This window comes from Saccharibacillus sp. WB 17 (assembly GCF_008634075.2).
Lineage (GTDB): Bacteria > Bacillota > Bacilli > Paenibacillales > Paenibacillaceae > Saccharibacillus > Saccharibacillus brassicae.
This window is the reverse complement of the sequence record NZ_VPFK02000042.1, coordinates 48,809-72,897: the sequence shown is the minus strand read 5'-3', so window position 1 is coordinate 72,897 and position 24,089 is coordinate 48,809. Positions and strand designations below refer to the sequence as shown.

Here is a 24,089-nt window from a genome sequence, read left to right as displayed (position 1 = left end):
GTGTATGAAATCGTTAGGGGTTATACGGCGGGTCGGGGGATTGGGTTACACTTCCGGGCCTGCCTCTCGGTAAAAAGAGCAAAAAGACTCGGCCGTTCAACAAAGAAACCCGACTCTCCACGAGGAGAGCAGGGTTTGCGGACACGCCAAAATTCCGTTCAAAACTCTTCGTATTCCGCCGGGTCCTGATCCCACAGCCGCTTGTTGCCCTGGCTGAATGCGGAGATGACGGCCATCTGCTCCTTGTTCAGCTCGAAATCGAAAATGTCGAGGTTCTCCTGCTGGTGTTCCCGCGAGCCGGCTTTGGGAATCGGAACGGCGCCCAGCTGCGTATGCCAGCGCAGAACGATCTGCGTCGGCGTCTTGCCGTGCGCCTGCGCGATCGCGCGCACCGCCGAGTCTTCCAGCACGCCGTCGCCTTTGCCGCGGCCGAGCGGGCTCCACGATTCGGTAACGATGCCGTGCTTGGCGTCTTCCGCGCGCTGATGCGCCTGTTCGAAGTACGGGTGCAGCTCGACCTGATTGAGGCTCGGCGCCACGCCCGTCTCCCGGATGATACGTTCGTTATGCTCCGGCAGGAAGTTGCTCACGCCGATCGAACGGACGTAACCGCGCTTGCGCGCTTCGATCAGCGCCTGCCACGCTTCCACGTATTTGCCCTGCTTCGGGTTCGGCCAGTGGATGATGTAGAGGTCGAAATAGTCGAGCCCGGTGCGCAGCAGCGATTCTTCGATCGTGCGCAGCGCTTTGTCGTACGCGTGGTGGCGGCCCGGCAGCTTGGAGCAGATGCGCAGCTGTTCGCGGGGAACGGAAGCTTCGCGCACCGCGCGGCCGACCGCTCCTTCGTTTTCGTAGTTAAAAGCCGAATCGATCAGCCTGAAACCGGCTTCGATACCGCTTTTGACCGATTCGACGCCGGAAAAGCCGTTCAGCGAGTACGTACCGAGCCCGATCGCGGGGATGTCGAGACCGTCGTTCAGACGGATATTCGGAATATGCGTTGACATGAAAAAGCCCTCCTCTCGTATCGTTCTACGATAGCACTTTTGGGCGCGGCGATCAAAATCGGCGCTTGGCCTGGAGCGTATGCGCCTTTATGATGAAAAGATCGAAATGCCGCAGCGTGGCCGGAACATGCCCGTCGCTGCGGCAGGCTAAAGCCCGGACAGGAGGAAGGTCCCATGACGAATTTTTTGGAATACGGCGAAGCATCGGTTCCGGTGCAGTTTCAATGGATCGGCTGCCGGCGGCTGTCCGATTGGCTGGCCGAAGCGCCGCAGGCGCGAAACCTGGATACGAACTGCCTGTTTCTGCTGGGCACGGGCGCGATGGCCTGGAGCATCGAAGGCCGCTCCGTGACGCTGCGCTCCGGCGAAGCCCTTGCCGCGCTCGAAGGCGTGCGGATCGAAGCGCCTTCGAGCGCGGCGGAAGGCGCCGAAGGCTGGGTCATCGCGGTGCGCCTGTACGGGCTGCGCGGCGACGAAGGCGGAGCGCCGGAGCTGCATCCGCGCTTCTGGGAGCTGCCTTCCGGCGACAGCTTCCAGCTGTCTTCCGTGCCGGCGGAGACGCTCGCCGAGCTGAGCGGCGAACTGCGGCGCGGCCAAGGCGGCAGTGCCGGGCAGGCGATCCGCCGGCAGCGGCTGCTGCTGACGCTGATCGAATCGTTCTACCGGCCGGAGAACCGCGCGGGCGCAGACGGCACCGAAGCAGGGCTGCGCCGCTCGATGGCCCATATCCGGCAGCATTACGCCCGCAATCTGACCCGCGAGACGCTTGCGGACATCGCGGGTCTCAGCCCGTGGCATTACTCGCGCAAATTCCGCGACTATGCCGGACAGCCGCCGCTGGACTATTTGTCCGCGTACCGCATCTACCGCGCGCAGGAACATCTGCTGTCTTCCAGCCTGCCCACCCGCGAGATCGCGGCGCGGGTCGGCTTCGAAGACGCGTCGTACTTCAGCCGCCGCTTCAAACAATTCGCCCGCTGTGCGCCGCGCGACTACGCGGGCACGGTCTCTTCCCGCCGCATCTGCGTCACGTCCGCCCGCGGCGCCGAGATTCTGCTCGATCTCGGCGTGACGCCCCACAGCGTGGCGCTCACCCCGGAGCTTGTTCCCGCCGCGCAGCTTGAGCGGTTCGAGCGGCACGGCGTGCACGTGATCCGCTCCCCGCAGCATTCGCTGCAGATCGACGCGATCCGCGAAGCCCGGCCGGAACTGCTGCTCTGCGGGCCGACGGACGACTATACGCTCCATCGGCTCCGCGCGCTCGCGCCCGCCCTCGTGCGGATCTCGCCCGACCTCGTCGGCACGGTCGAGCGGCTCGCGTCCCTGTTCGGCCGGGAAGCCGCAGCGGCCGAACGGCTGCGGCAGATGGACGCCGAAGCCGCGCAGGCCCGGCAGGAACTCGCCGCAGCGCTCGAACCGGGCGCCTCCGTCATGGTGCTGCGCGTCGAACGCACGGGCTGCCGCTATCTCGGCGCGCATTCGAGCGGCGCTTCGCGCGTGCTGTACCGCGAACTTGGTCTGTCCCTGCCTGCCGCCCTCGACGCCGGGCAGGCCTGGTTCAATCCGGTGGCGCCGGAGCGGCTCGCCAGGCTCGATCCGGATTACCTGTTCGTCGAGAACCGCCGGACGGAAGCCGGCTCCGCGGACGAGAACGTGGAGCGCCTGCTCGGCAGCTCCTTCTGGCCGCAGCTGACCGCCGTTCGCCGCGGCCGGGTCTACGACGCGGATACGCGGCTGTGGACCGCGGGGCTCGGCACGACCGGACATGCCGCCCTGATCGCTTACGTCGTCGCCTGCCTGACCGGCAGCGCGCATGCGCAGTCTTGAGCCCGCGCACAATCGTCCTATTCTTTGCGCACGTTCGACTATGGAGCCCTCTCCTTCTCTTTGCTATGCTGTGTAAATGACAATGATTATCATTATTACACAGAAGACGAGGAGAGATTCCCTATGTCCCAACGTTTGATTTCCCTGCTCGGAACGTTGTTCCTGGCCGTTACGCTTGCCGCCTGCTCGACCGATACAAGTCCGGCGTCGCCTTCCGCTTCCGCGGACGCGGCTTCTCCGGACGCAGCCGCGCCGCCATCCAATACAGTCTCCGCGGACGGAGCCGCAGCGAAGCCCGCGCAGGAAGCTTCGCCCCGCACCTATACGGATCTGTACGGCGAAGTGAGTATTCCGGCCGATCCGCAGCGCGTGCTTGTGACGAGTTCGCGCTACGCCGAATACCTGGCTTCGATGGGCGAAGCGCCGGATATGGTGCTGTACACGAGCAGCGTCGAACCGGAATACCGCACGCAATATTTGCAGGAGCAGGGCGTCGAGATCATCGAATATCCGCAGTACGAACACAACTTCGAGCTGCTGCTGTCGCTGGCTCCCGACCTGATCGTCGCGCCGGGTATCTCGGTCGACGAGAGCACGTACGAGCAGATGACCAAGATCGCTCCGACCGTCGCGCTCGATTCGACCGTCGGCATGGAAGAATCGATGCCGAAGCTTGCGCAGCTGTTCGACAAGCAGAGCGAGAGCGACGCGGAAATGGCCGCCTACCACGCGAAGACTGCCGAAGCGGCTTCGCAGCTGGAGCAGGCGCTCGGCGACCGGACCGTGCTCGTGCTGCGCGTCGAAGCCAAGCAGTACCGCTATCTGGGCGACGACGAGCAGCGGGGCGGCGCGATCAAGCTGCTGTATCACGATCTCGGCCTGAACGTGCCGCCGGCGATTGCCGGCGCCGAAGACTGGTTCACCCCGTTCTCGCTCGAATTCCTGCCGGAGATCGATCCCGACTATATCCTGCTGGAGCAGCGGGTCGTCGACGGCGAAGACGGCACCGAATTTTACGACCAGCTCATGAAGAGCAGCCTGTGGAAAGGATTGCGCGCGGTCAAGGAAGGCCATGTCATTCCGGTCACGACGCAGGATCTGGTGCAGGGCGAAGGCCCGATCGGGTACGCCAACTTCACGGACGAACTGGTGAAGCGGCTGACGGCCCTACAATGACGGCATGCTTCCGCGGCCGAATAGGAGAGTGAACGCAATGACCGATATTTATGACCTGACGATCGTGGGCGGCGGCCCGGCGGGCATGTACGCTTCTTTCTATGCCGGCATGCGCGAGATGCGCACCAAGCTGATCGAGGCCAAGCACGAGCTCGGCGGATTCATGCGCATGTACCCGGAAAAGATGATCTGGGACGTGGGCGGGGTCAACCCGATCCGCTGCGAGCAGCTGATTCTCGATCTGGAGCGGCAGGCGCGGACTTTCGATCCGACGATCGTGTTCGGACAGGAGATTCGCGGCCTGCAGCGGCGGGAAGACGGCGTGCTAATGCTGACTTCCGATACGGGCGAGCTGCATCTCACGCGCACGCTCCTGATGTGCGCCGGACGCGGCATCACGCAGATCCAGAAGCTTGCCGTCGAAGGCGCCGACCGCTACGAACTGGCGAATCTGCATTACACGATCACCGATCTGGAACATTTTCGCGGCAAAAAAGTGCTGGTGACCGGCGGCGGCAATTCCGCGGTCGATTGGGCCGTCGAGCTTGCGGACTATGCTTCGCACGTCATCGTCGTCCACCGGCGCCGCGAGTTCGACGCGCTGGAGCGCCAGGTGACGCGTATGTATGCAAGCGCCGAAGTGCGCACGCCGTTCAACGTCTCCCGCCTGATCGGCGAAGGCGACCGGATCCATGCCGTCGAGCTGTCCGATGCCGAGACCGGCGCCGAAATGCGGATCGAAGCGGACGAAATTCTCGTCAATCACGGCTTCAGCCGCAATTACGGACATCTGCTCGAATGGGGATTGGAGCGGCAGGATTACGGCGTGACGGTCGACAACAGCATGGCTACGTCGATTCCGGGCGTGTTCGGCGCGGGCGACTTCGTCACCTTCGGCACGAAGGTGCGCCTGATCGCCGGTGCATTCAACGACGCCGTGCTGGCGGTCAACCACGCCAAGCTGTACCTCGATCCGAACGCCAGCAAAATGGCCGGCGTGTCGTCGCACCATGACCGGTTCCGCGAGTTGAACCGGGCGTTGGCGGCATCGAAGCCTCTGTGATTCACTCCAATGAACAAGCCGGCGGTTCAACGTCCGGCTTGTTTTTGCTTTGGATTTGACTTTGCCGTTAAACGCGCTTATTATTGGTTCAACGAACGTTTAGTGAAATGAGGAACGGTTATGGAATCGAAACAGCCCGGCAAACGTATGACAAGTCGAGATCTTCAAGCTGTACATCGCAGACAGCAGATCCTCCAGACGGCCAAGCAACTTTTTGCGAGCAAAGGGTATCATGCCGTATCGATGCGCGAGCTGAATAAAGCAATCGGCATGGCGGATGCCCTGACGTATCACTATTTTCCCGGCGGCAAATTCGAAATTCTGACCACTGTGCTGCAAACGGCGCAGGAAGAACGGATCGGCGGCATCGTTTTGTTTTTTCAAAAGACGTTTGCAAAAACCGATCTGCCTCTGTCCCATGTATTAACGGAGCTGATTGTCGGGCTGGCGCAGAAATTGACGGAAGACCAAGCCTACTTCCAGATTCTGCTTCGCGAGCGCTCTCTGCTGAGCGACCAACAGAAAGAAGCGCTCGACAGCGTCACCCGTCTTCCGTTCGAAGCGATGTCCGATTATCTGTCGCAGCGCGCGGAGCAGGGCGATATTCGGCACATGGATTTCTCGCTCGCTTCCTCGCAGTTTTTGGCGCATATCGTGTTTACCGTGATCCAGCAGCTGTTGAGGGGAACCCGCATGGAGCAGGAGGAAGCCCGTACATTATCGCAATTCTACATGCAGTTGTGGGCCAAAACGACCCTCGAGTAAGCGGCACTTCGGTGCTTCTTTTTTTGATAATTTGACTCAACGAACGTTCGATAAACGAAATAAGAAAACAAGGAGAGTTGATGATGCAGGAGATCATTCGCACGGAATCTTTGACCAAACGGTACGGCACCCATTCGGTTCTGCAGGACGTATCGCTGAATGTGCACCGGGGAGAAATTTACGGATTCCTGGGTCTGAACGGAGCCGGAAAAACGACGACGATCCGCATGCTGCTGGGCATGATTCGGCCGACTTCCGGAGCCGCCTATATCAACGGTCGAAGCATCATCGAAGCCAAGCCCGATCTGTGGCGACAGATCGGCTACATGGTGGAGACGCCTTATGCATACCCGAATTTTACGGTACGCGACAATCTGCGGCTGATCGCCAGACTGCGGGGTCTGCCGGCAAAAAGCGCGACCGAGTCCGTCATAGAAAAATTGCAGCTGACGCCTTATGCCGATACCAAAGCCAAAAATCTATCGCTCGGCAATGCCCAGAAGCTTGGCCTGGCCAAAGCCATGATCCATAACCCCTCCGTTCTGATTCTGGACGAACCCACCAATGCGCTCGACCCGGCAGGCATCGTTCAGGTTCGCGAACTTCTGCGCCGCTTGGCCAGGGAGGAAGGGATGACCGTATTTATTTCCAGCCACATTTTGGAGGAGATGTCCAAGCTGGCGTCGCGGATCGGCATTATTCACGGCGGCACACTGATTCAAGAGATCAGCTCGCAGGAATTCGAGCAGCTCCGGCGTAAACGGCTGATGGTTAAGGTTCAGGATCATGGGGACACCGCGAATCGACTGCTGCTGGAAGCCGGTTACCGTGCGCAAATCTCGGCTGAAGGCAGCATCGAGATTGCGGACGAACAGGCGATCCGGCAGCCGGAACGGGTAGCCAAGCTGCTGGTGAACGCCAACTTTTCACTGGCCGGGCTGACGGTTGAAGAAGAAGGCCTTGAATCGTATTTTTTACAGCGGGTAAGCGAATAATGGCTGCAGGGAGGATATCCAATATGAGATTATTAGGGAATGCCGTTTACGTGGAAAATCGAAAATTGAGCCGTTCACCGGTACTGTGGGGGATGTTGGTCTTCCTGTTGTTCGTGACCGGCATTCGCTCCGGCGGAGCGGACTGGAACGAGCATTTGGGAAGCATGACCTTCTTGTTCGCTTCCGTATTCGGTCTGATGGGATTCGGGACGATTACCGCCTGGACCTTCGGGAGGGAGTATACGGACCGGACCGTGAAAGACCTGCTGGCCCTGCCAGTCTCGCGCACCACCCTTGTGATCGCCAAGGCTGTCGTCATCGCGTTCTGGTGTCTGGTCGCAGCGCTGACGATCTTCGCTTTCTCGCTGCTGATCGGCTTGTTAATCGGCGTTCCCGGTTTTTCCTGGCCTATTATCACCCATCAGTTCGTCGAACTGCTGCTGATCGCCGTTTTTCATCTGCTGCTCTGTTCGCCGATCGCGCTGCTGGCCAGCATCTCGCGCGGTTATCTGGTTCCGATCGCTTACGCGTTCACCACGCTGATGGTCGCCCTGACTGCAGGACCGACCGCACTCGGCCCTTATCTGCCCTGGTCGATTCCGGCACTGCATCTGTCGATGAGCGGCTTGACGCTGTTTCCGCTGGGTACAGCCAGTTATGTGATTCTGATCCTGGTATTTGAGCTTGGTGCGTTCGGGACGATATCTTGGTGGAAACGAGCGGACCAGCGGTAATTCGACGGACAAGACGGAACGTAAAAAACGAGCCTTCCGAATCTCTTCGGCGGCTCGTTTCTTTTTTAGCGTTTATTGAATTCTACTTCACCCGATCCAGGCAGACGGCGCCGTGCGCGCGAACCTGGATTTCAAGCGATTCCGTGCCCAGCGTGCGCTGGATCAGGTCTTGATAAGCCTGGACCGCATCCTGCGGCAGCACAGCCAGAATCACGCCCGCGAATCCGCCGCCGTGCACACGGCACGCACCCGCTCCGAGCTGCTTGATATAGCGCTCCGTGATCGCCAGCGCGATCGCCACTTCCTGTCCGCTTGTCGCTGCGGGACGATAGACGTTCTGCAGCCATTTCCACGACGAATTGCCCGATTCCGTAATCAACGGCAGGAACGCCTGCAGATCTTCGCGGCGCAGCGCGTCCAGCATGCCGTCTACGCGCTCGTTTTCTTCAAAAAAGTGCAGCGCGCGAAGCACGGCACGGTCGCCGGCTTTTTCGCGGATTTCCGGCAGGCGCGCGTACAGTTCGTCCGCCGACGTGCCGCGGCAGAACTCCGTTCCGAGCAGCTCCGCTACGGCGAACATCTCCCGCGGAACGGCTGCGTAGTCCTCGGTCAGGTCCGCATGGTTGCCGCCGGTATTTACGATCACGAGCGCATACCCGTCCTGATCGAACCGGTACGTGACCGGCTCGATCACCGGCTCGTCCGGATTCTCGAAATCGATCGAGATCAGGCCGCCGTGCGCGCAGGCGATCTGATCCAGCAGGCCGGACGGCTTGTTCCAAAATTTATTTTCCGCGTATTTGCCGATCTTGCCGATCTGCACCGCGTTCAAGCTTCCTTCATTGTAGAACTCGCTGAGGATCGTGCAGATCAGCATCTCGAACGAAGCGGACGAGCTGAGGCCCGAAGCGCTGTACACGCTGCTCGAGACGTAGGCGCGGAATCCGCCGGTCCGGTAGCCCTGTTCGGCGAAGCCGGCGACGATGCCGCGGATCAAGCCCGCTGTGCCGTCGTCTTCAGCATTGGGCTCCAATTGATCCAGATCAATGGCGTACTGCCGCTCGTATCCTTCCGAACGCAGCGTGATGACGTTCTCTTCCGTCTTCGCCGCCGCGGCGATCGTATCGAGATCGATACTGCCGGTCAGCACTTTGCCGTGGTTATGGTCGGTATGGTTGCCGCCGATCTCGGTCCGTCCCGGCGCGCTGAACAGCCGCACCGCTTCCGGTCCGTAGGTGTCGGCGTACGCGTCCAGCACTTTTTGGTAGCGCACCGTTTGTTCGTCAAGCTTGGCTGCGCCGTACAGCGCGGTCAAAGCGGAGATCATCTCCGGCGTCTGCAGAACAGCCGGGTTATTTTCATTCGTCATACCAAATTCCTCCTGAATACGGGGTAGGTCAAGCCGGTTAAGGAAGCGGATCTATCCGCCCACCTCTTCAATATGACACATTTTTGAATACGCATACAGGGCAAATTGCCAACATGCCTGTTTTTTCGGCTTGGTCATTCGGCTGCACGGCAAAAAGGCGCTCCGGGAAGGAGCGCCTTCAAAGCGGAAAAATTCAGTCCCGATTCCACACCATCGCGTATTCGCGTTCGTTCGTGGCGGCGTCGACCTGCTCGCGTTCAAGCTTGAAGCCCTGCTTGCGGTAGAATTCGCCGGCCTGCGCATTTTGCGCGTATACGTTCAACGTGACCGTATCCCGGCCTTCTTTTACCCGATCAAGCAGTCTTCGTCCGTATCCCCGGCCCTGACGCGATTCGTCGATGAACAGCGCCGCCAGGCGGTTCTCCTTCACGGCCGCAAAACCGACGATCTCGCCGTTTTCCAGGCACATCTGGACGTCCGATTCGGGCAGGTACCGCTCTTCCATCGCCTGCTTGTTCGTCGTCCAATGCGCGGAATCGATAAAAGCATGCGCCGCGAGCGACGTATCGAGCCAGAGCTGCGCCAACTGCGGGAAATGCTCGGGCAAAGCTTGGATAATCTCGACCTGATCGGCATTCGTTTCGTACTCGTTCATGGAGAATCGCCCCTTCGCTTCGTTTGGGTTAATCTTCTAACCGATCCTCGATTCGGTGCCGGCCGCGGCCGGGCGCTCTTCGAGTTCTTGCAGACGCGTAATATCATGGCCCGTCGGATTCTGGAACAGACGCAGGCCGAATATCGGAGCGACGGCGAAAATATGGTCAAAAATGTCCGCCTGCACCGACTCGTACACCGCCCACGCCGTATCGTTGCTGAACGCGTAGATTTCGAGCGGAAGCCCGTTGTCGCCCGGCGCCAGCTGTCTGACGATCAGCGTCATCTCCTGGTGGATCTTCGGATGATGCCGCAAATACTGATGGATATACTCGCGGAACACGCCGACGTTGGTGAGGCTGCGTCCGTTGACTTTGCTGCCCCGGTCGATCCGGTGTTCGCGGTTGTAATCTTCGATCTCCTGCAGCCGGCTCGTGACGTAATCGGACAGGTAATGGATCTTTTTGAATTCGGCGATCATCTCGTCCGTACAAAACCCGATACTCGTCGTATCGACCTGAACGCTGCGCTTGATCCGCCGGCCGCCCGACAGCTGCATGCTTCTCCAGTTGCGGAAAGAGTCCGAGATCAGCGCGTAACTCGGGATCATCGTAATCGTTTTGTCGAAATTCATGACTTTGACCGTGTTGAGCGTAATGTCGACCACGTCGCCGTCCGCGTTGTAATTCGGCATCTCGATCCAGTCGCCGACGCGCACCATGTCGTTGGACGACAGCTGAATGCCCGCCACCAACCCCAGAATGGAGTCTTTGAATACGAGCATCAGCACCGCCGACAGCGCGCCGAGACCGCTGAGGATAATCAACGGGTTCTGCCCGATCAATCCCGCCACGATCAGAATGCCGCCGATGATGAACAGCACGATTTTCATAACCTGGATATAGCCTTTGATCGGACGCACTTTCGACACTTCGAACGACCGGTAAATTTCGTCAAAAGCGTTCAGCAGCGCATTGATCACCATAATAGTGACCGCGATCATGTACACCGCCGCCAAGCGCTCGATCAAGACCTGATAGATCGGAAACGACCACGCGGAAAAATAAATGATGATCGCCGGCACGAGATGCGACAGCCGATGCAGCACGTTTTTCTCCAGCACGATCTGGCTCCAGTTGTGCCGATACTTGCTGACTACCCGCGAGATCACGGTCAGCACGATTTTTTTCGTAATCAGATTGGCAATAATGGAAATGGCCGCGATGAACAGCACCATGACGATGTTCGATACGTACACAATCATCGTCTCGCTCATGCCGTAGCCTTCCAGTTGATTTCGGATAAAGTTCATGAGTCCCTCCCAGCCCGGTGATACATAATCGAACAAGCCTTTATTATAAAGGATAGGGAGGGGCGGAATCAAAGTCGGACACAGGAAACGGCGCGTTTAACGATACTGCTTAATAAGGTTCTCCGACCATTCCGGTACTTTATCCACACAATAGATCATCTTATTCTGTCTGATTTCCGCAATAACTTCCGGGACATATGTATTATCCATTAAAATGACACGATCTGCGGTTTCTATAGCTGGCTTTAAATTCTGCAAAGAGTGCCCATATCGCCAACGAATGTCTTTCTCCGCGATCCAATGGCCTCCTTGTTCGACCCGTGAAGCTACTCGGTTAATATGCAGTTCGACATTTCGAAGGCCGATATAATACAATACAACTTTATAACCCCGCGCTTTGGCCAACTGCATATTTTTCAAAAAAAAGGTGCCGGATAATGTAGTTTCGACAGTAAAATTTTGCTTGGCTGCAATTAAAGCCCGAATTCTTCTAATCGCTTCTTTTCCTGCCGTTAAATCGGCACTTCGCGGATCATTAGGGTTGAGACGCATAGCAATTTGATCGGGATCTACGACCTCGCCGATCCATTCTTGCATTTGCAAGCTGATTGTACTTTTACCCGCTCCATTGGTTCCAGCGAATACGGTCATGACAGGCCCTAATTCATTCGACATATTTTCTCTCCTGCCGGTTCCCTTCGGAATCGAACAAGATTTCAAATTTATGACCCTTCGCATCTTCACGAATGTGCACATTATTTTTTATATAATAGATAGACGCCTCGGACTGCTTCGCCCTGTGACGAACATTGACATAAGCTTGATCCAAAATCTTCTGCAGCTGTTCACGGCTCATCGCCATACCGATCCCTCCGTTGTCTATATGGACTGTAGTTCGTTAGCCTAATTATACCATAAGCAAAAACCAGCTCTCCATGGCTTGGAGGCTGGTTTTGCTGATATAGGCTTGATCCCCGGTATCTTGTGAGCGTTAACGGTAACTTCCTCAGCACTCAGAGAGACGGAAAAAGTGAATCTCTGTGCCGAAAGCGGCTTTATCTCTCCCAGTACTGCTGCGCGATTTTCTGGCCCTGATGGATTTTCGCCCACTGCTCCGCCTGAGTCAGCTCGTTGCCGCCGTCGCAGGAAGCAAAGCCGCATTGGTGGGACAGCAGCAGACGGTCTTTGTCGATGATGCTCGAAGCTTCGTCCAGCAGGCGCAGCACGCGTTCTTCGTCATCGAGCGTGTTCGTCTTGGAAGACAGAAGGCCGAGAACGATCTCCGTGTCCGGCTTGTCCCGGAACACTTCCAGCGCTTCGAGCGAACCCGCGCGGTCGTCGTCCCATTCGAGGAAGAACCGATCGTATTTGAGCTGCTTGAGGAACAGGTTCGCGATCTTCACGTACGAACCGCCGCCCATGTTCCGCGAATCGTAGTTGCCGCGGCAGTTATGCGTCCACATTTTTAGACCCAGCTCATGCCCGAAGTCGATCACCGTGTTGTTGATGTCGATAAACTCGGCCGCCAGCGCCTGCACCTGCTCCTGGTCGATGTTCTCGCCCGTGTACGGGGAGTTCGGGTTATCGTCCGCGAACAGCTCCCACAGGCAGTCGTCGAACTGAAGAATCTCGCCGCCCGCGTCCGCGAAGTCCTGCACGAAGTCTTTGTACGCTTTGACGAGACCGGCTTTGAGTTCTTTGGCGTCCTTGTACACGGAGTCCGTGCCGCCGATATTGTCCGACCACGACAGCTCGCCGAAGATATGGGACGGGGACGGCACGCACAGCTTCGTCTCGCGATCGCCGGCACTGTTTTTGAGCTGCTTGAACGATTTGAGGAAGTGGTGGTTCTTCGCGCCGAGCTCGCCCGTGATGCGCAGCCCGATGTCTTTGCGCGTCTCGTATTTGGAACTGCCGTCCGTATCGCGGAAAAAGTACCCGTGATCCGCGATATACCGCTCAATCCCCTGGAAGCCCCATACAAAGTCCAGATGCCACATCGACTTGGAATACTCGCCGTCCGTGATGATCGAAAGGTCATGCCGGATCTGGTCCTGCACGACGGAGTCGATCGCTTTCGCTTCGCACTGCTCGTAGCCGTCGAACTCCTGATAGAACGGGTACTGAATATCGTCGCGATGCTCGATCTGCGTCTTGTATTCGAGCAGATCGGAAGGGCGCAGCAGGCTGCCTACGATTTGAAATTTATCGGTCATGGGGATGTGCCTCCTTGGATGTGTGATTTGTGCCAAAGCACTCGGTTGATTATGTGTGGTTATTGTAGCACGGGTGCAAGAGGGCTGGCGTAGACGAAGAAGGTATGGCTGGTTATAGGGGATTGATATATAGATTGAATTTTCGTGGGACGGACGTATAATCGTTACAACAGTCAAACAAAATGCATAGGAGGCGAGTCGTTAAAATGTTAGAAATTGAACGCAAAGTAACCAAATTCGGTAACAGTCTAGGAATCAGCATGACTGAAGCATTGAAACAAATCGGGTTGGAGCAAGGCGATTTAGCCAATATCAGCGTTGATCCGACCTCCGGAAAAATCACGATCAAGAAAGCAGTAAAAGTTTCGCTTCCCGAAGGAATAAGCGCAGATTTCATGGATACCTTGAACGATGTCATGACCGAATACGATCAAACCCTTCTTGGACTTAAAGACAGATGAGATCTCTTCGCTACCTTTCCGTTCAAGAAGTGATTGCAATAAATGTAGCTATGATCCAACGCTATAGCCCTGGCGAACAGATCGGAGTGAAAGAACCCGGACTACTCGAATCAGCCGTACATCGACCGCAATCTTCCGCCTTTGGCGAAGAGGCTTCAATTTGTTTGTCGTCAAAAGGAAAGGTGCATTGGAGTAGGCGATGGGCTAGTTGGTGCAAAACGGAATAATCTACTTGGAGTGTTGTCACGGTGGGCTTCTCCTTCCTTATTTGAAAAAGCCGCATAGAAGCCTGGGCAGACCAGGAATGCTTCTATGCCGCTGAAATAGATGACTATTTATTATTCGTAGTCCAATGTCTTGAAGCTATCGACTTTCCAACCATATTTGGTTTTAAAAAGTGTAGCTTGATACGTTACCTTATATTCATAACCTTCAGAATTTACAATAAGCTTTTGAGTAACGGTTGCGCTTTGTTTGCTGGCTGATAATTTAAAAGTCGCTTTTTTACTGGCATCAAATGCTGGCAAGAGTAAAGAGAAGTCGTCGCTGTTCAAATACATTGGACCTACTTTGCCGTTTCCAAAGCTTATCATGCCTTCTGTTTCAATTTTGTACAAAAAATTATACGTAAAGACTGATTGAAGATTTTTTCTTAAGCTTCCTGGCAGCCCTTCAGCAGCTACATTGATCTGTTTGTAATACGCCTGCCGTAAGATTTTCATAGCTTGTTGAGCATTGATTGTTCCGACTTTAGCTCGTTGGCTGTCTCTTACTCCGTCTTGACCATATACAACTTCTGTATATTTCTTTTTGCCTGCGTCCCATTTGTATACCAGCTTGTCGTAAACCCCTTCTGCTTTGGAAAGAGAACGCGTTTCTATAGAACTATAGAGCTGATAGCCTTGAATCTCATCATTTCCGTCTTTATCATCATCTGTAATTTTTGCAGTATCCGTATTTAGGACATCAGTAAGGTAAATTTCTTTCAGAGTATTATTTTTGAAGACATTGACGGAAACAGAGGCTCCGCCACTTCCGCCGTCATGCACGAAAGCCAGCATATTTTTGTGAGTTTTATTTTTGATACGTCTAATTTCATAAAAATACTCAGACTCCACATTCTTGGCCAATAACTTCGTTCCATTCTTCGAGTAGATCCCTATGTAAGAAATCCACGGACCGTACCCGTCTTTGCTTGAAGCCGACAAGATGATCTCCTCCGACTTATCGTTGTTCACATCGTAAAACATGGGACTGGAGATTGACTTGGCATCCAGTCCAGACTGCTTGGCAAAGCTGGCTTGAGCCGAATATGCCGCCTGCATTTTGGCAGACGGTGCTGCTTGAACTTCTGATACTGATACCGTTACTGTTCCTGTTAATGCCAAACTGACTGCCAGAAAAGCAGCTCCAATTTTCTTTTTCATATTTTTCTCCTTTAAGGCTTTAGCCTTATAAAATGCATACCCTACCCATTTCATTTTTCTTATGAGACTTTATTCCTTATTGATTTATTTATACCATCTTCGCATTTGTAAAGGAATAGCAAGCAAGCAAGTAATTAGACTCCTATAATCGTTTGAAGAACTTCAACAAATAAAGAAATAGAAAAGAGACACCCTTGAAGGGTATCTCTTTAGATCAAACAATGGAAACGAGTGGTCAAATCCCTATCCGAAAGTTAAGAAGTTAAGCGCAAGTTAGATTTTTTACATGGAACCCTAGGAAAAGGCGTCATAATAAGGTTTTGTAGTTTCTTCAGCTTGAAATCCTGTCTATAAGAGAGCATCACGCAAGTTACGTGCAAGTTAAATTTTCAGGCCCAGTAAGGCACATATTTCATATGTCTAGGAGCTGTCTCAGGATCTTTGGCCTTAACTTTCCCAGCTTCTACCGTGTCTTTAATTATTCTTGATGCAATAGAATTTTGCTTATCATCCATTCCGAAGCGCTGCCGTAAAGTTGTATTGGTCATAAAGTCGCGCATTACATATCTGAGGCAAGCATGTAAATAGCAGGCTCGTACACGTTCTTCACGGTCCATCTCCTTAAAAGGCTTATAAGCAAATAGCGTAATACGAGTATGCTGTTCAGTAACTTCCACAACCGGGGCCGGAAGTTGATAAAATTCAGTTTGCGAAACGACTTTATCAAATCCGCTTCCTCTTTCTTCACATACTCCGATACGACGCATAAAGGAAGCCAGCGCCTCATTTCTGGATCGGGGAGGACTGTCTATAAAACGTTCAGCCTGTACAAGAGGAATTCCCGGATTTGTAATTTCCATTCGATCAGAGAAAATTTCGATCATTGGTCCTGTACCTCTTAACGAAAAATCTTGATGAATGATCGCATTGGCAATCAACTCTCGTACAGCAAGCTCCGGATACATCGAAACTTCCGTTCGTAAAGCCTTACCGATAAATTCATTACGTGGCAAAATATTATCTACAAATCCAATCAATCCTTCAAATCCACAGGCGTAACCTTTAGCCCCTTCCTGCTCTCTTTCAGTAGAAGTTCTATCTCGATTTTTATAAATAATTACTCTGACTGGCTTACGTTTGAAGTGGTTAAAATCCGATAATTTTCTAGCAAAGAGAACAGCCCCTAGATTGGTAATATTCCATCCTCCAGCTAGATTTCTAATAATCATATGGTCACCCTGTAACTGTTCGATAATGCTTTTTCTTTCTTCGGGCAGTGGAATATCAAGCAGTTGAAAATAGGAAGGGTAATCCAGCTTCTGTAGAACCTCCGTTTCCTCAAGATGCTCCGCTGCAACTAGTTCCTCAAAAGGAGTTTTATCGAAGGCTCTCCATAACGCTCTTTCCTTATCCGGGTAATCTTTGAGATTTTTCTTATAAGAACCGATTCGAATGTATTCCGTTCCTTTAAATTGTACCGGTTTGTCCGTTGCGCGTTCGATTTCAAGAATTGTAGTTCTACCGACTTCTTGTTCAAGTTCATAAAATACAAACAACACTTTAGGAGATAATAATCTAAGCAGCCAGCTCTCTAATTCTTCATTACCTATTTTTGAAGTATGCGGATTGAAATCCGTTCCTACAATATCGTGGGTATCGTCATCTAAGCCCCAAATCATATAGGCATGACTTTTACCTTCCAAAGCAGCTGAGTTGCTTAGCGCAGAAATATATTCGCCGATCTTTTCTGGATCTTTATTATTATGCTTAAATTCGATCCAACCTGTTTCTCCGGGTAAATTTCTTAACTCATTTAATAGGCTGCGTAGATAATCTTCCGTTCGACTCAACACGATCGTTCCTTTCCGAATATCCTGATATAGGCTCATTGTAGAGTTGATATAGGCTTTTTTCAATGAATTCATCCTTAGTCCAACTAAAAAATCGCTGACCGATTTAGCTGGTCAGCGATTTTTTATTTCATTACGTATGGAGGCGAGGGGAGTCGAACCCCTGTCCGAAGGCAACGCAGCATAGGCTTCTACGGGTGTAGTCACAGTTTTGATGTCACCCGAGCAGCGCCCCGTAACCGGCTCTGCGTTGGGTCAGCCTGATTGTCTTCTTCCGTCTACCCCCAGGCGGAGACTAGACGGCGTAGCCTACTAATTGGGTTGGGCCCTCATCCCGGCACATAGGCGATGCCGGGCGAGAGCACGCATCACAGTTTCTTAGGCTGCGAAAGCGTAGTTGGTTTGTTGTTTGCCATTTAATAGGCTTTAGCGTTGATAAAGCGGACGCGTCCCCACTACCCGCTACCCATGCCCGAACTACCCCCGTCGAATCCATAAACGCCCCCTGGTCGGAAAAAGGTCGCCCTTCGAAGATCGAAGCCGGCGCGCATTTTTCGTAAAAGGGAACTTCCGGATTAAAGGGCCGTGTTCTTGGAACCGCTAGGTTCCGGCACGAGCCGTATGTTCCTTAAGTTCGCACGGTGTCTTTCCCTCCATAAAAGAAAGAACCGTTCGCGGGAGTGCAAGCACTCCCCACAGACTTTGATTATACCACATTTCGTGGTGTAAAGGTAGATTACCCTGCTCGCTCGACCGTAAAACCGGAAAATGCCGTTTCGGCCGCTTTTCGGCTGGTCTCGCGTTCGCCGCGCAGCCTCGCCGGCTTCGGCAGACCGTCGAACGCCCGCCTGCCTCCCCCGCTTAACGCTGGCGAGATTTGAGCGCCCGCTGGATATCCCGCTGCGCGTCGCGCTTGGCGGCCGTGTCGCGCTTGTCGTGCTGCTTCTTGCCTCGGCCGAGGCCGATCAGCAGCTTGGCGTAGCCGTTGCGTACGTAGACTTTGAGCGGCACGATCGTGTAGCCTTCCTGCTTGGCCTGACCGATCAGCTTGCGGATCTGCACTTTGTGCAGCAGCAGCTTGCGCGTGCGCGTCGGATCTTCCGGGTTGTTGCGGTTGCCCTGCTCGAACGGGCTGATGTGCATGTTGTGGACAAACGCTTCGCCGCCGCGGATTGTCGCGAACGCGTCGCCGATATTCGCTTTGGCTTTGCGCAGCGATTTGATCTCCGTGCCGGTGAGCACGAGTCCCGCTTCATACGTATCCTCGATGAAATAATCGTGGGACGCTTTTTTGTTCTGCGCGAGCACTTTGCCCTGCTCCGTATTTTTAGGCATGTCTTGCACCTCCTCTGCTTCTTTATTTAACGCTTCTATAACGAATTGTAACAAGCCGTCTTTGGAAAAGGCAAGAAAAGGAGCGGCGGGCGATCGAGGAAGATACGTTAACGGGTCGAGAGATCGTTTGGCTCGCGGTTCATGCCGCAAAAAGGCCGCTAACGGATATGCAATCCGTTAGCGGCCGGAACCGCGGTTGCCCAGCCGAAGACATGCTCTCGGGCTTCAACAGCGGCGGCGGATCGATCCTCGAGCCGCCGCCGCTGCATGACCTTCCATGCGGCCTAGCCGCCGCTCCGAACCTTTTTACTTGTCTTTGCGCGGCGGACGGCTGCCGCCTGTCGAACCCGGACGGCCTCCGCCGCCGGAACGGCCGCCTTTGTTCGGCCGTTCGTTGCCGTTGCGCGAGAACGTAGCCGTCTCGCCGCCGTAGCCGCCCGTGCCGGAACCGAAGGCAAATTTGCCTTTGCCCGGTTCGCGCGCACCTTCCGGCGCGCCTGCCCCGCTCGCTGCGCCCGCGGAACTGCCCGCTGCGCCGTTCGAGCCGTCAGGGCGGCCCGGACGGGCACCGCCGCGTCCGCCCGAAGCCGGCGGACGACTGCCCCGCTCGCCGGCTTCGCCCGGCGAGCCGTTGTACGCATCTGCGCCGCCCTGGCCGGCTTCGATCTGAATGCCGCCTTTGCGCGCAGGCTTGCGCGGCTCGGAACCGGCTTCGCCTCTCGGAGCGCCCTGACCCGCGCCTGCGCCCGTACCGCCGTCTCCGGTCGGCACGCCGCCGAAGGTCCAGCCGCCATCCTGGCCGCCTTTGCCTTGGCGTGGCTGTGCGCCTGTGCCGGCTTCGCCGCTGCCGGTACCTTCCGGCACGCCGCCGCCTTTGCGTCTGCGCTTGCCGCCGCCCGGAGCGCCGGCTTCGTCGCCCGCGCCCGGTGCTTGCGCCGCAGGCGCGATCACCGTCGTGCCTTCAGGCAGGGCGGCACCGCCACCTTTGCCTTTGCGCTTGCGGGTACGCTTGCTTTTGGTATGAGCGCCGGCTTCCGCCGTGCCGCTGCCGGCCGCAGCAGGTGCGGTGCCCGCCGCCGGAGCCGGAGCTGCCGCTCCGTTCGGACGGAAGACGTCGCCCTGCTTTTTGCCTTTTTTCTTGCCTTTGCCTTTATCTTTGCCGGTCTTGTCGCCGCGTCCGCCTCTAGGTGCGCCGCTCGGCGCACCTTCGCCGCGGCCTCCACGGCCGCCGCGGAACGCGCTCTTTTTCATATCCACCAGCTCGAAATCGATCGTATGCTCTTCCATGCTGACCTTGGACACGCGGATCTCGACCAGATCGCCGATGCGGAAGATGCGCGACGTGCGCTCGCCGACCAGCGTCAGGCGGGACTCGTCGTAATGGTAATAATCGTCGGTCAGGTTGCTGATATGGATCAGGCCTTCGATCGTGTTCTCAAGCTCCACGAACAGACCGAAGCTCGTCACGCTGCCGATCACGCCTTCGAACGTCTCGCCGACTTTGTCCAGCATGAATTCGGCTTTTTTGAGTTGGGCCGTATCGCGCTCCGCATCGACCGCCACGCGCTCGCGAATCGACGACTGCTGCGCGATGTCCGGCATGCGGATATTGAGGTATTCCTCGCGCGACTGCGACAGCTTGCCGCCGTGGTCCAGCACTTCCCCGATCACCCGGTGGATGACCAAATCGGGATAGCGGCGGATCGGCGACGTGAAGTGCGTATAATATTCGGCCGCCAGGCCGAAGTGGCCGAGATTGGCCGAATCGTACTTCGCCTGCTTCATCGAGCGCAGCAGCAGCGTGCTGATCGCTTTTTGCTCCGGCGTATCCTGCACTTCTTCCAGCAGCGATTGCAGCTCGCTCGGCTGGATGGTGCCTCCGCGCGTGCCTTTGACCTGATAGCCCAGATTGGCGGCGAAGGCCGCGAACAATTCCAGACGCTCCTGATCCGGGTCTTCGTGGATGCGGTACAGGAACGGAACTTTGGCTTTGCTGAAATGCTCCGCCACCGTCTCGTTCGCCGCCAGCATGAACTCTTCGATGATGCGTTCGGCAATCGAGCGCTCGCGCGTCACGATGTCGATCGCTTTGCCCTGGTCGTCGAGCAGCACTTTGGCTTCTTCGAAGTCGAAATCGACCGCGCCGCGCTTCATGCGGCGTCCGTTCAGCTTGAGCGCCAGCTCCTGCATCGTGCGGAACGTGTCGGCCAGATAGCCGTAACGCTCCTGCAGTTCCGGATCTTCTTCTTCGAGCATGCGGCGCACGTTTTTGTACGTCATGCGCTCGACCGTCTTGATCACGCTTTTGAAAATATCGTAGCGAACGAGCTTCATCGACGCGTCGAATTCCATCTCGCACGACAGCGTCAGACGGTCCACGCGCGGATTCAGGCTGCAGATGCCGTTGGACAGGCGCGGCGGCAGCATCGGAATGACCCGGTCCACCAAATACACGCTGCTGCCCCGGTTATACGCTTCCTGATCGAGCTGGGAGTTTTCTTTGACATAATAGCCGACGTCCGCGATATGCACGCCGAGCACGTAGTTGCCGTTCTCGAGGCGTTCCACGTTGACCGCGTCGTCCAGGTCTTTGGCGTCTTCGCCGTCGATCGTGACAATCTGCTTGCCGCGCAGGTCGCGCCGGCCCTGGCTGTTGATCTCTTCGTCGGAGATCGTCTCCGGCGCCTGCTGCGCTTCTTCGAGCACTTCGTCCGGGAAAGACTCCGGCAGCTGGTGCTTGCGGATGATCGACAGGATGTCGACGCCCGGGTCGCTGTTATAGCCCAGCACTTCGATAACTTCGCCCTGGGCCGCCGCGCGGCCTTCCGGGTAGGCGATAATGCTCACGACGACCTTCTGGCCGTTCAGCGCGCTTCCGGACCGTCCGGCCGGGATAAAGATGTCGCGCGTGATGCGCTTGTCGTCCGGAAGCACGAAGCCGAACGATTCCTCGTCCTGGTACGTGCCGACGATCTGCGTCACGGCGCGCTTGACGACCCGCACCACTTCGCCTTCCATGCGTCCGTTCGAAGAACGGCGCGACGCGATGCGAATCAGCACCGTATCGCCGTTCATCGCGCTCAGCATGTCGTTCGCGTTAATGTATACGTCCGCGTGTTCGCGATCCTCGGGAATCAGGAAACCGAAGCCCTTGGCATGCGTTTGCAAACGTCCGCGCAGCAAATCCATACGTTCCGGTACGCCATAGCACTGGGTACGCGTCAGTACGATCTTGCCTTCTTCTTCAAGTCCGTTGAGCATGTTCATAAACTCCCGAAACTGTTCCGCATCGTCGATGCCGAAATGTTGCTCCAGTTCCTGGTGCGTCATCGGCTTGTAGGCGCTCTCGCGCATAAAGCCCAGCAGCATATCTTCCGTTATCATGGTTATCACCTCAAAATGGCTCCGGCTGCCTACAGACCGCCCGATCGGCTGCAGATCGCGAATGCTCGATTTTTTCTTCTACATTCTCTATTATACGTTAAAAGTACCCGCGCTGGCGCATGCTTAATCCTTGCTTGCTTTTTCGTGCGCATTTATTTGAATATATACAAAAAAAAGCCCTCGTCTCCCTTGAATCCAAGGATCAACGAAGGCTTCCCGGGCAGTCCAACCGCCCCGATCGCCGGGTTAGTTGGTCAGAGCCGTAGTCAACAACGCCATGATTACGAATCCGGCACCCAGTACGACGGTCGTGCGCTCAAGCACCAAGTCCATGCCGCGAGCTTTGCTTTTGCCGAACAGATGCTCCGCACCGCCGGAAATTGCGCCGGCCAAGCCTGCGCTTTTGCCTTTTTGCAGCAGTACGACCGTGATCACACCGACAGCAAAGATCAAGAGAACTACCTTCAGAAAGATTTCCATGTCGTTTAACCTCCTAAGCGTAAGCCGCGTATCCTGTATCGATTGAATCAGAGTTTCTAAAATGGAAAACAGCATTTTCAGTCTACCATAGTTCTCGGTATTTGACAATCGACCAAGGGCAGACCGGATGCGGAAAAGAATGGGCGATCCCTGCAAGCGGACGTTAAGAAGCCGCGCGGCGGCTGGATCTCCCGCGGCGCGGCTTCGGTTCATTTGACGGTATGGGGACGTACGGCCCTGACAAGCTCGCGCTTAACGGCGCTGCTCTTTGGCTTGGACCGTACGGTCGGTCCAGAGAATGTATCCCGCGGATACGGCCGTAAGGACCAGAATGGCCATGATGATCATGGCATCCGACATGCTTTTTCCTCCTCTGCTGATGTGGCTCCGGTGTGACGTGCGAGAATGGCCTGGTTTTCGAAAGATGCGAAAAAGGTCACCTCTCCTGCTCTGCTTACGAGGTTAGCTGACGGATTGGGACGCAAGAGTCGCCCCGCCTGCCGCAGATCCGGCGTACCGGAGAGCGTCAGGCTTCACCCCATGAGCGCCTGTGCGGCGTCTCGATCGGTTCCCCCGTTTTTATCGAAAAATTCAGCAGTCTAATCTGGGTCTTCGTGTTCGAGTGACGAATCTCATCATCCTTTCCGAAAAGTGGGCGGCATGCCGGAACGTTCGATGTGCCAAGCTTCGAAAGTCCGGGAAGAAGCGGCATTTCCCCTGCGCCTCGCGCGGTCATATGCAGCTTTTATGAACCGTATCTTAACCCCTTCTGACACCTCGTGTAAAGGATGAACCTGAGCGTTTTTTGCGGGTTTGGGCGTTAAAAGCTGACATTGGAATCTCCCACGAAGCCGGATCTTTCCTTTTCGCGGAAAACCTCCCGTTTGCTCGATTTAGCTCTGAAAATGCGGCTGAAAAAGCAGCCTGCGGCACTTTGCCGGAGCTTGATGGGCCGTTTAGGTCGAAAAGCGGATTTTGTTACCGTTTTCATATGTGGAAACGAAGTCGTTTTGAGCAACCTGCCCGGCCTTGCGGGACGTTCGTTCGGAGCGGGATTTGCCCTGTGCGGGCGCGAGAAAAAAGCCTGAGACGAGTCGCAGGCTTCGAAGATCGGAAAGGCGGATCGCACGTCCACGCAGCTTCCGTGAAGGCTCCGACCGTACGCGGCGGGAGCTTTTTGCCGGTTTTTTCGGGTTCTTTTCCTATTCAAAACTCAAAGCGTCACGCCGTTCAGAATCCCCCAAGCGCGCTCAAGCTTGGCCTGATAGGCCGGATCGTCCGCAGAGTTCATGAACCGCACGCGCCCGCTTCCGCCGCCGGCCAGCCCGCGCTCTTCGAGAACGCGCGCCACTCTCCGCACCGTGCCGGCGCTTCCGTCGATGACCCGGATGTGCGGCGGCAGGATCTGTTCCAGCAGCTCCGTATAATACGGGTAATGCGTGCAGCCGAGCACCAGCGTGCCGTAGCGGCTCAGGTCGAACCGGTCGAATTTGCGCAAAAAGTAAGGACCGAGCTCGGCCGGATCAAACTTCAGCGCTTCGCAGTATTCCACGAGTTCCGGCATCGGCAGCGAATCGACGATCCCCAGATCATCCACGCGCGACACCAGATCCCGGTATTTGGCCTGGCTGAGCGTCAGTTCGGTCGCCAGCACCAGCACGCGCCGCCCGCTCGCCCCGTTCATCTCGACGGCCGGCTTGACCGCCGGTTCCATCCCGATCACGGGCACGTCGTAGGTGCGCCGCAGCTCGGTCGCCGCTACGCTGGTCGCCGTATTGCACGCGATGACGAGCGCTTTGACGCTTTGGCCCAAAATGCGCTCCGCCGCTTCGCAGACGTATTCTGTCACCTGTTCTTTGGTCTTCGGCCCGTAAGGGACATGCAGCGTATCCGCGAAAAAAATAAAGTCCTCGTTCGGAAGGCTGCGGGCCGCTTCGCGCATCACGGTCAGCCCTCCGATCCCCGAGTCAAAAAAAGCGATGCTCATGCTGCTTCCCCTGCCGTTTCGTTGATTTGGTCTCATTGGTGGAGCCT

20 protein-coding genes, 1 other RNA gene, 1 pseudogene and 1 riboswitch are annotated in these 24,089 nt (G+C 55.9%); of the genes and pseudogenes, 8 read left to right on the top strand and 14 right to left on the bottom strand.

The features are described from left to right. Positions 1-158: 158 nt before the first annotated feature. The gene (locus FTE24_RS19070; RefSeq protein WP_141447960.1) at positions 159-1,007 is read right to left on the bottom strand and encodes an aldo/keto reductase; all 849 of its coding nucleotides are present in this window, start codon (positions 1,005-1,007) and stop codon (positions 159-161) included. A gap of 174 nt (positions 1,008-1,181) precedes the next feature. Between FTE24_RS19070 and FTE24_RS19065 the strand changes: the two genes are divergently transcribed. From FTE24_RS19065 to FTE24_RS19040, 6 genes are all read left to right on the top strand, one after another. Next, positions 1,182-2,834, top strand: coding sequence for an AraC family transcriptional regulator (locus tag FTE24_RS19065; protein WP_150233896.1), 1,653 nt, complete (start codon positions 1,182-1,184; stop codon positions 2,832-2,834). Positions 2,835-2,957: 123 nt separating this feature from the next. Beyond that, positions 2,958-4,010 (top strand): ABC transporter substrate-binding protein, encoded by a 1,053-nt coding sequence (locus tag FTE24_RS19060; protein ID WP_150233898.1) that lies wholly within the window; start codon positions 2,958-2,960, stop codon positions 4,008-4,010. 28 nt (positions 4,011-4,038) lie between these two features. Further along, positions 4,039-5,073, top strand: coding sequence for an NAD(P)/FAD-dependent oxidoreductase (locus tag FTE24_RS19055; RefSeq protein ID WP_415663202.1), 1,035 nt, complete (start codon positions 4,039-4,041; stop codon positions 5,071-5,073). Between the two features lie 120 nt (positions 5,074-5,193). Further along, entirely contained in the window at positions 5,194-5,838 is a 645-nt protein-coding gene (locus tag FTE24_RS19050) for a TetR/AcrR family transcriptional regulator (RefSeq protein ID WP_150233902.1), read from the top strand. Between the two features lie 83 nt (positions 5,839-5,921). Beyond that, a complete protein-coding gene (locus tag FTE24_RS19045) occupies positions 5,922-6,833 on the top strand; it encodes an ABC transporter ATP-binding protein (RefSeq protein ID WP_150233904.1) in 912 nt (303 codons plus the stop codon). Positions 6,834-6,856: 23 nt separating this feature from the next. Next, positions 6,857-7,567, top strand: a complete 711-nt coding sequence (locus FTE24_RS19040) for an ABC transporter permease (protein ID WP_150233906.1) — start codon at positions 6,857-6,859, stop codon at positions 7,565-7,567. A gap of 82 nt (positions 7,568-7,649) precedes the next feature. Here the strand turns inward: FTE24_RS19040 and FTE24_RS19035 are convergent, their stop codons facing one another. The 6 genes from FTE24_RS19035 to FTE24_RS19010 all read right to left on the bottom strand — a co-directional run bounded on the left by FTE24_RS19035 (position 7,650) and on the right by FTE24_RS19010 (position 13,118). Beyond that, entirely contained in the window at positions 7,650-8,936 is a 1,287-nt protein-coding gene (locus tag FTE24_RS19035) for a galactokinase (RefSeq protein WP_150233908.1), read from the bottom strand. Positions 8,937-9,129: 193 nt separating this feature from the next. Continuing rightward, on the bottom strand, positions 9,130-9,591 hold the full coding sequence (locus tag FTE24_RS19030; protein ID WP_150233911.1) for a GNAT family N-acetyltransferase: 462 nt from the start codon (positions 9,589-9,591) through the stop codon (positions 9,130-9,132). A 36-nt stretch (positions 9,592-9,627) separates the two neighbouring features. After that, positions 9,628-10,902, bottom strand: a complete 1,275-nt coding sequence (locus FTE24_RS19025; protein ID WP_150233913.1) for a mechanosensitive ion channel family protein — start codon at positions 10,900-10,902, stop codon at positions 9,628-9,630. 96 nt (positions 10,903-10,998) lie between these two features. Further along, complete coding sequence (locus tag FTE24_RS19020; protein WP_150233914.1) at positions 10,999-11,577, bottom strand: zeta toxin family protein; 579 nt, start codon at positions 11,575-11,577, stop codon at positions 10,999-11,001. Continuing rightward, the gene (locus FTE24_RS19015; protein WP_150233917.1) at positions 11,567-11,764 is read right to left on the bottom strand and encodes a hypothetical protein; all 198 of its coding nucleotides are present in this window, start codon (positions 11,762-11,764) and stop codon (positions 11,567-11,569) included. The genes FTE24_RS19020 and FTE24_RS19015 overlap by 11 nt, the downstream gene beginning before the upstream one ends. Before the next feature lie 193 nt (positions 11,765-11,957). After that, positions 11,958-13,118: a cobalamin-independent methionine synthase II family protein gene (locus FTE24_RS19010; RefSeq protein ID WP_150233919.1), complete on the bottom strand. Its 1,161-nt coding sequence runs from the start codon at positions 13,116-13,118 to the stop codon at positions 11,958-11,960. 206 nt (positions 13,119-13,324) lie between these two features. Here FTE24_RS19010 and FTE24_RS19005 point away from each other — a divergent pair, with 206 nt between their 5' ends. Both FTE24_RS19005 and FTE24_RS23360 read left to right on the top strand, forming a co-directional pair. Beyond that, positions 13,325-13,579 carry an AbrB/MazE/SpoVT family DNA-binding domain-containing protein gene (locus FTE24_RS19005; RefSeq protein ID WP_172198055.1) on the top strand — a complete coding sequence of 85 codons (255 nt, stop codon included), beginning with the start codon at positions 13,325-13,327 and terminating at the stop codon, positions 13,577-13,579. Continuing rightward, positions 13,576-13,734, top strand: a pseudogene (locus tag FTE24_RS23360) (type II toxin-antitoxin system death-on-curing family toxin); the annotation flags it as partial. The gene FTE24_RS19005 and the pseudogene FTE24_RS23360, both read left to right, overlap by 4 nt. 183 nt (positions 13,735-13,917) lie before the next feature. Here FTE24_RS23360 and FTE24_RS19000 read toward each other — a convergent pair. The 7 genes from FTE24_RS19000 to murI all read right to left on the bottom strand — a co-directional run bounded on the left by FTE24_RS19000 (position 13,918) and on the right by murI (position 24,042). Next, the gene (locus FTE24_RS19000; protein ID WP_150233923.1) at positions 13,918-15,006 is read right to left on the bottom strand and encodes a hypothetical protein; all 1,089 of its coding nucleotides are present in this window, start codon (positions 15,004-15,006) and stop codon (positions 13,918-13,920) included. Positions 15,007-15,395: 389 nt separating this feature from the next. After that, on the bottom strand, positions 15,396-16,922 hold the full coding sequence (locus FTE24_RS18995; protein ID WP_237401841.1) for an ATP-binding protein: 1,527 nt from the start codon (positions 16,920-16,922) through the stop codon (positions 15,396-15,398). Positions 16,923-16,993: 71 nt separating this feature from the next. Next, positions 16,994-17,362, bottom strand: a transfer-messenger RNA (tmRNA) gene (gene ssrA / locus FTE24_RS18990). 355 nt (positions 17,363-17,717) lie between these two features. Further along, the gene (gene smpB, locus FTE24_RS18985; protein WP_141447947.1) at positions 17,718-18,191 is read right to left on the bottom strand and encodes an SsrA-binding protein SmpB; all 474 of its coding nucleotides are present in this window, start codon (positions 18,189-18,191) and stop codon (positions 17,718-17,720) included. Positions 18,192-18,497: 306 nt separating this feature from the next. Beyond that, positions 18,498-21,575 (bottom strand): ribonuclease R, encoded by a 3,078-nt coding sequence (rnr, locus tag FTE24_RS18980; RefSeq protein ID WP_150233925.1) that lies wholly within the window; start codon positions 21,573-21,575, stop codon positions 18,498-18,500. A 246-nt stretch (positions 21,576-21,821) separates the two neighbouring features. Next, positions 21,822-22,055, bottom strand: a complete 234-nt coding sequence (secG, locus tag FTE24_RS18975) for a preprotein translocase subunit SecG (RefSeq protein ID WP_141447946.1) — start codon at positions 22,053-22,055, stop codon at positions 21,822-21,824. Between the two features lie 435 nt (positions 22,056-22,490). Beyond that, positions 22,491-22,662, bottom strand: a riboswitch (cyclic di-AMP (ydaO/yuaA leader). Between the two features lie 606 nt (positions 22,663-23,268). Further along, on the bottom strand, positions 23,269-24,042 hold the full coding sequence (murI, locus tag FTE24_RS18970; RefSeq protein ID WP_150233927.1) for a glutamate racemase: 774 nt from the start codon (positions 24,040-24,042) through the stop codon (positions 23,269-23,271). Positions 24,043-24,089: the final 47 nt, after the last annotated feature.

Bases quoted from the DNA above. Each gene is read 5' to 3' on its own strand.
- FTE24_RS19020 (WP_150233914.1), bottom strand. From the start codon at position 11,577: ATGTCGAATGAATTAGGGCCTGTCATGACCGTATTCGCTGGAACCAAT.
- FTE24_RS19035 (WP_150233908.1), bottom strand. From the start codon at position 8,936: ATGACGAATGAAAATAACCCGGCTGTTCTGCAGACGCCGGAGATGATC.
- FTE24_RS19060 (WP_150233898.1), top strand. From the start codon at position 2,958: ATGTCCCAACGTTTGATTTCCCTGCTCGGAACGTTGTTCCTGGCCGTT.
- secG (WP_141447946.1), bottom strand. From the start codon at position 22,055: ATGGAAATCTTTCTGAAGGTAGTTCTCTTGATCTTTGCTGTCGGTGTG.
- FTE24_RS19000 (WP_150233923.1), bottom strand. From the start codon at position 15,006: ATGAAAAAGAAAATTGGAGCTGCTTTTCTGGCAGTCAGTTTGGCATTA.
- FTE24_RS19045 (WP_150233904.1), top strand. From the start codon at position 5,922: ATGCAGGAGATCATTCGCACGGAATCTTTGACCAAACGGTACGGCACC.
- FTE24_RS19025 (WP_150233913.1), bottom strand. From the start codon at position 10,902: ATGAACTTTATCCGAAATCAACTGGAAGGCTACGGCATGAGCGAGACG.
- smpB (WP_141447947.1), bottom strand. From the start codon at position 18,191: ATGCCTAAAAATACGGAGCAGGGCAAAGTGCTCGCGCAGAACAAAAAA.
- FTE24_RS19070 (WP_141447960.1), bottom strand. From the start codon at position 1,007: ATGTCAACGCATATTCCGAATATCCGTCTGAACGACGGTCTCGACATC.
- murI (WP_150233927.1), bottom strand. From the start codon at position 24,042: ATGAGCATCGCTTTTTTTGACTCGGGGATCGGAGGGCTGACCGTGATG.
- rnr (WP_150233925.1), bottom strand. From the start codon at position 21,575: ATGATAACGGAAGATATGCTGCTGGGCTTTATGCGCGAGAGCGCCTAC.
- FTE24_RS19030 (WP_150233911.1), bottom strand. From the start codon at position 9,591: ATGAACGAGTACGAAACGAATGCCGATCAGGTCGAGATTATCCAAGCT.
- FTE24_RS19040 (WP_150233906.1), top strand. From the start codon at position 6,857: ATGAGATTATTAGGGAATGCCGTTTACGTGGAAAATCGAAAATTGAGC.
- FTE24_RS19005 (WP_172198055.1), top strand. From the start codon at position 13,325: ATGTTAGAAATTGAACGCAAAGTAACCAAATTCGGTAACAGTCTAGGA.
- FTE24_RS19050 (WP_150233902.1), top strand. From the start codon at position 5,194: ATGGAATCGAAACAGCCCGGCAAACGTATGACAAGTCGAGATCTTCAA.
- FTE24_RS19010 (WP_150233919.1), bottom strand. From the start codon at position 13,118: ATGACCGATAAATTTCAAATCGTAGGCAGCCTGCTGCGCCCTTCCGAT.
- FTE24_RS19065 (WP_150233896.1), top strand. From the start codon at position 1,182: ATGACGAATTTTTTGGAATACGGCGAAGCATCGGTTCCGGTGCAGTTT.
- FTE24_RS19015 (WP_150233917.1), bottom strand. From the start codon at position 11,764: ATGGCGATGAGCCGTGAACAGCTGCAGAAGATTTTGGATCAAGCTTAT.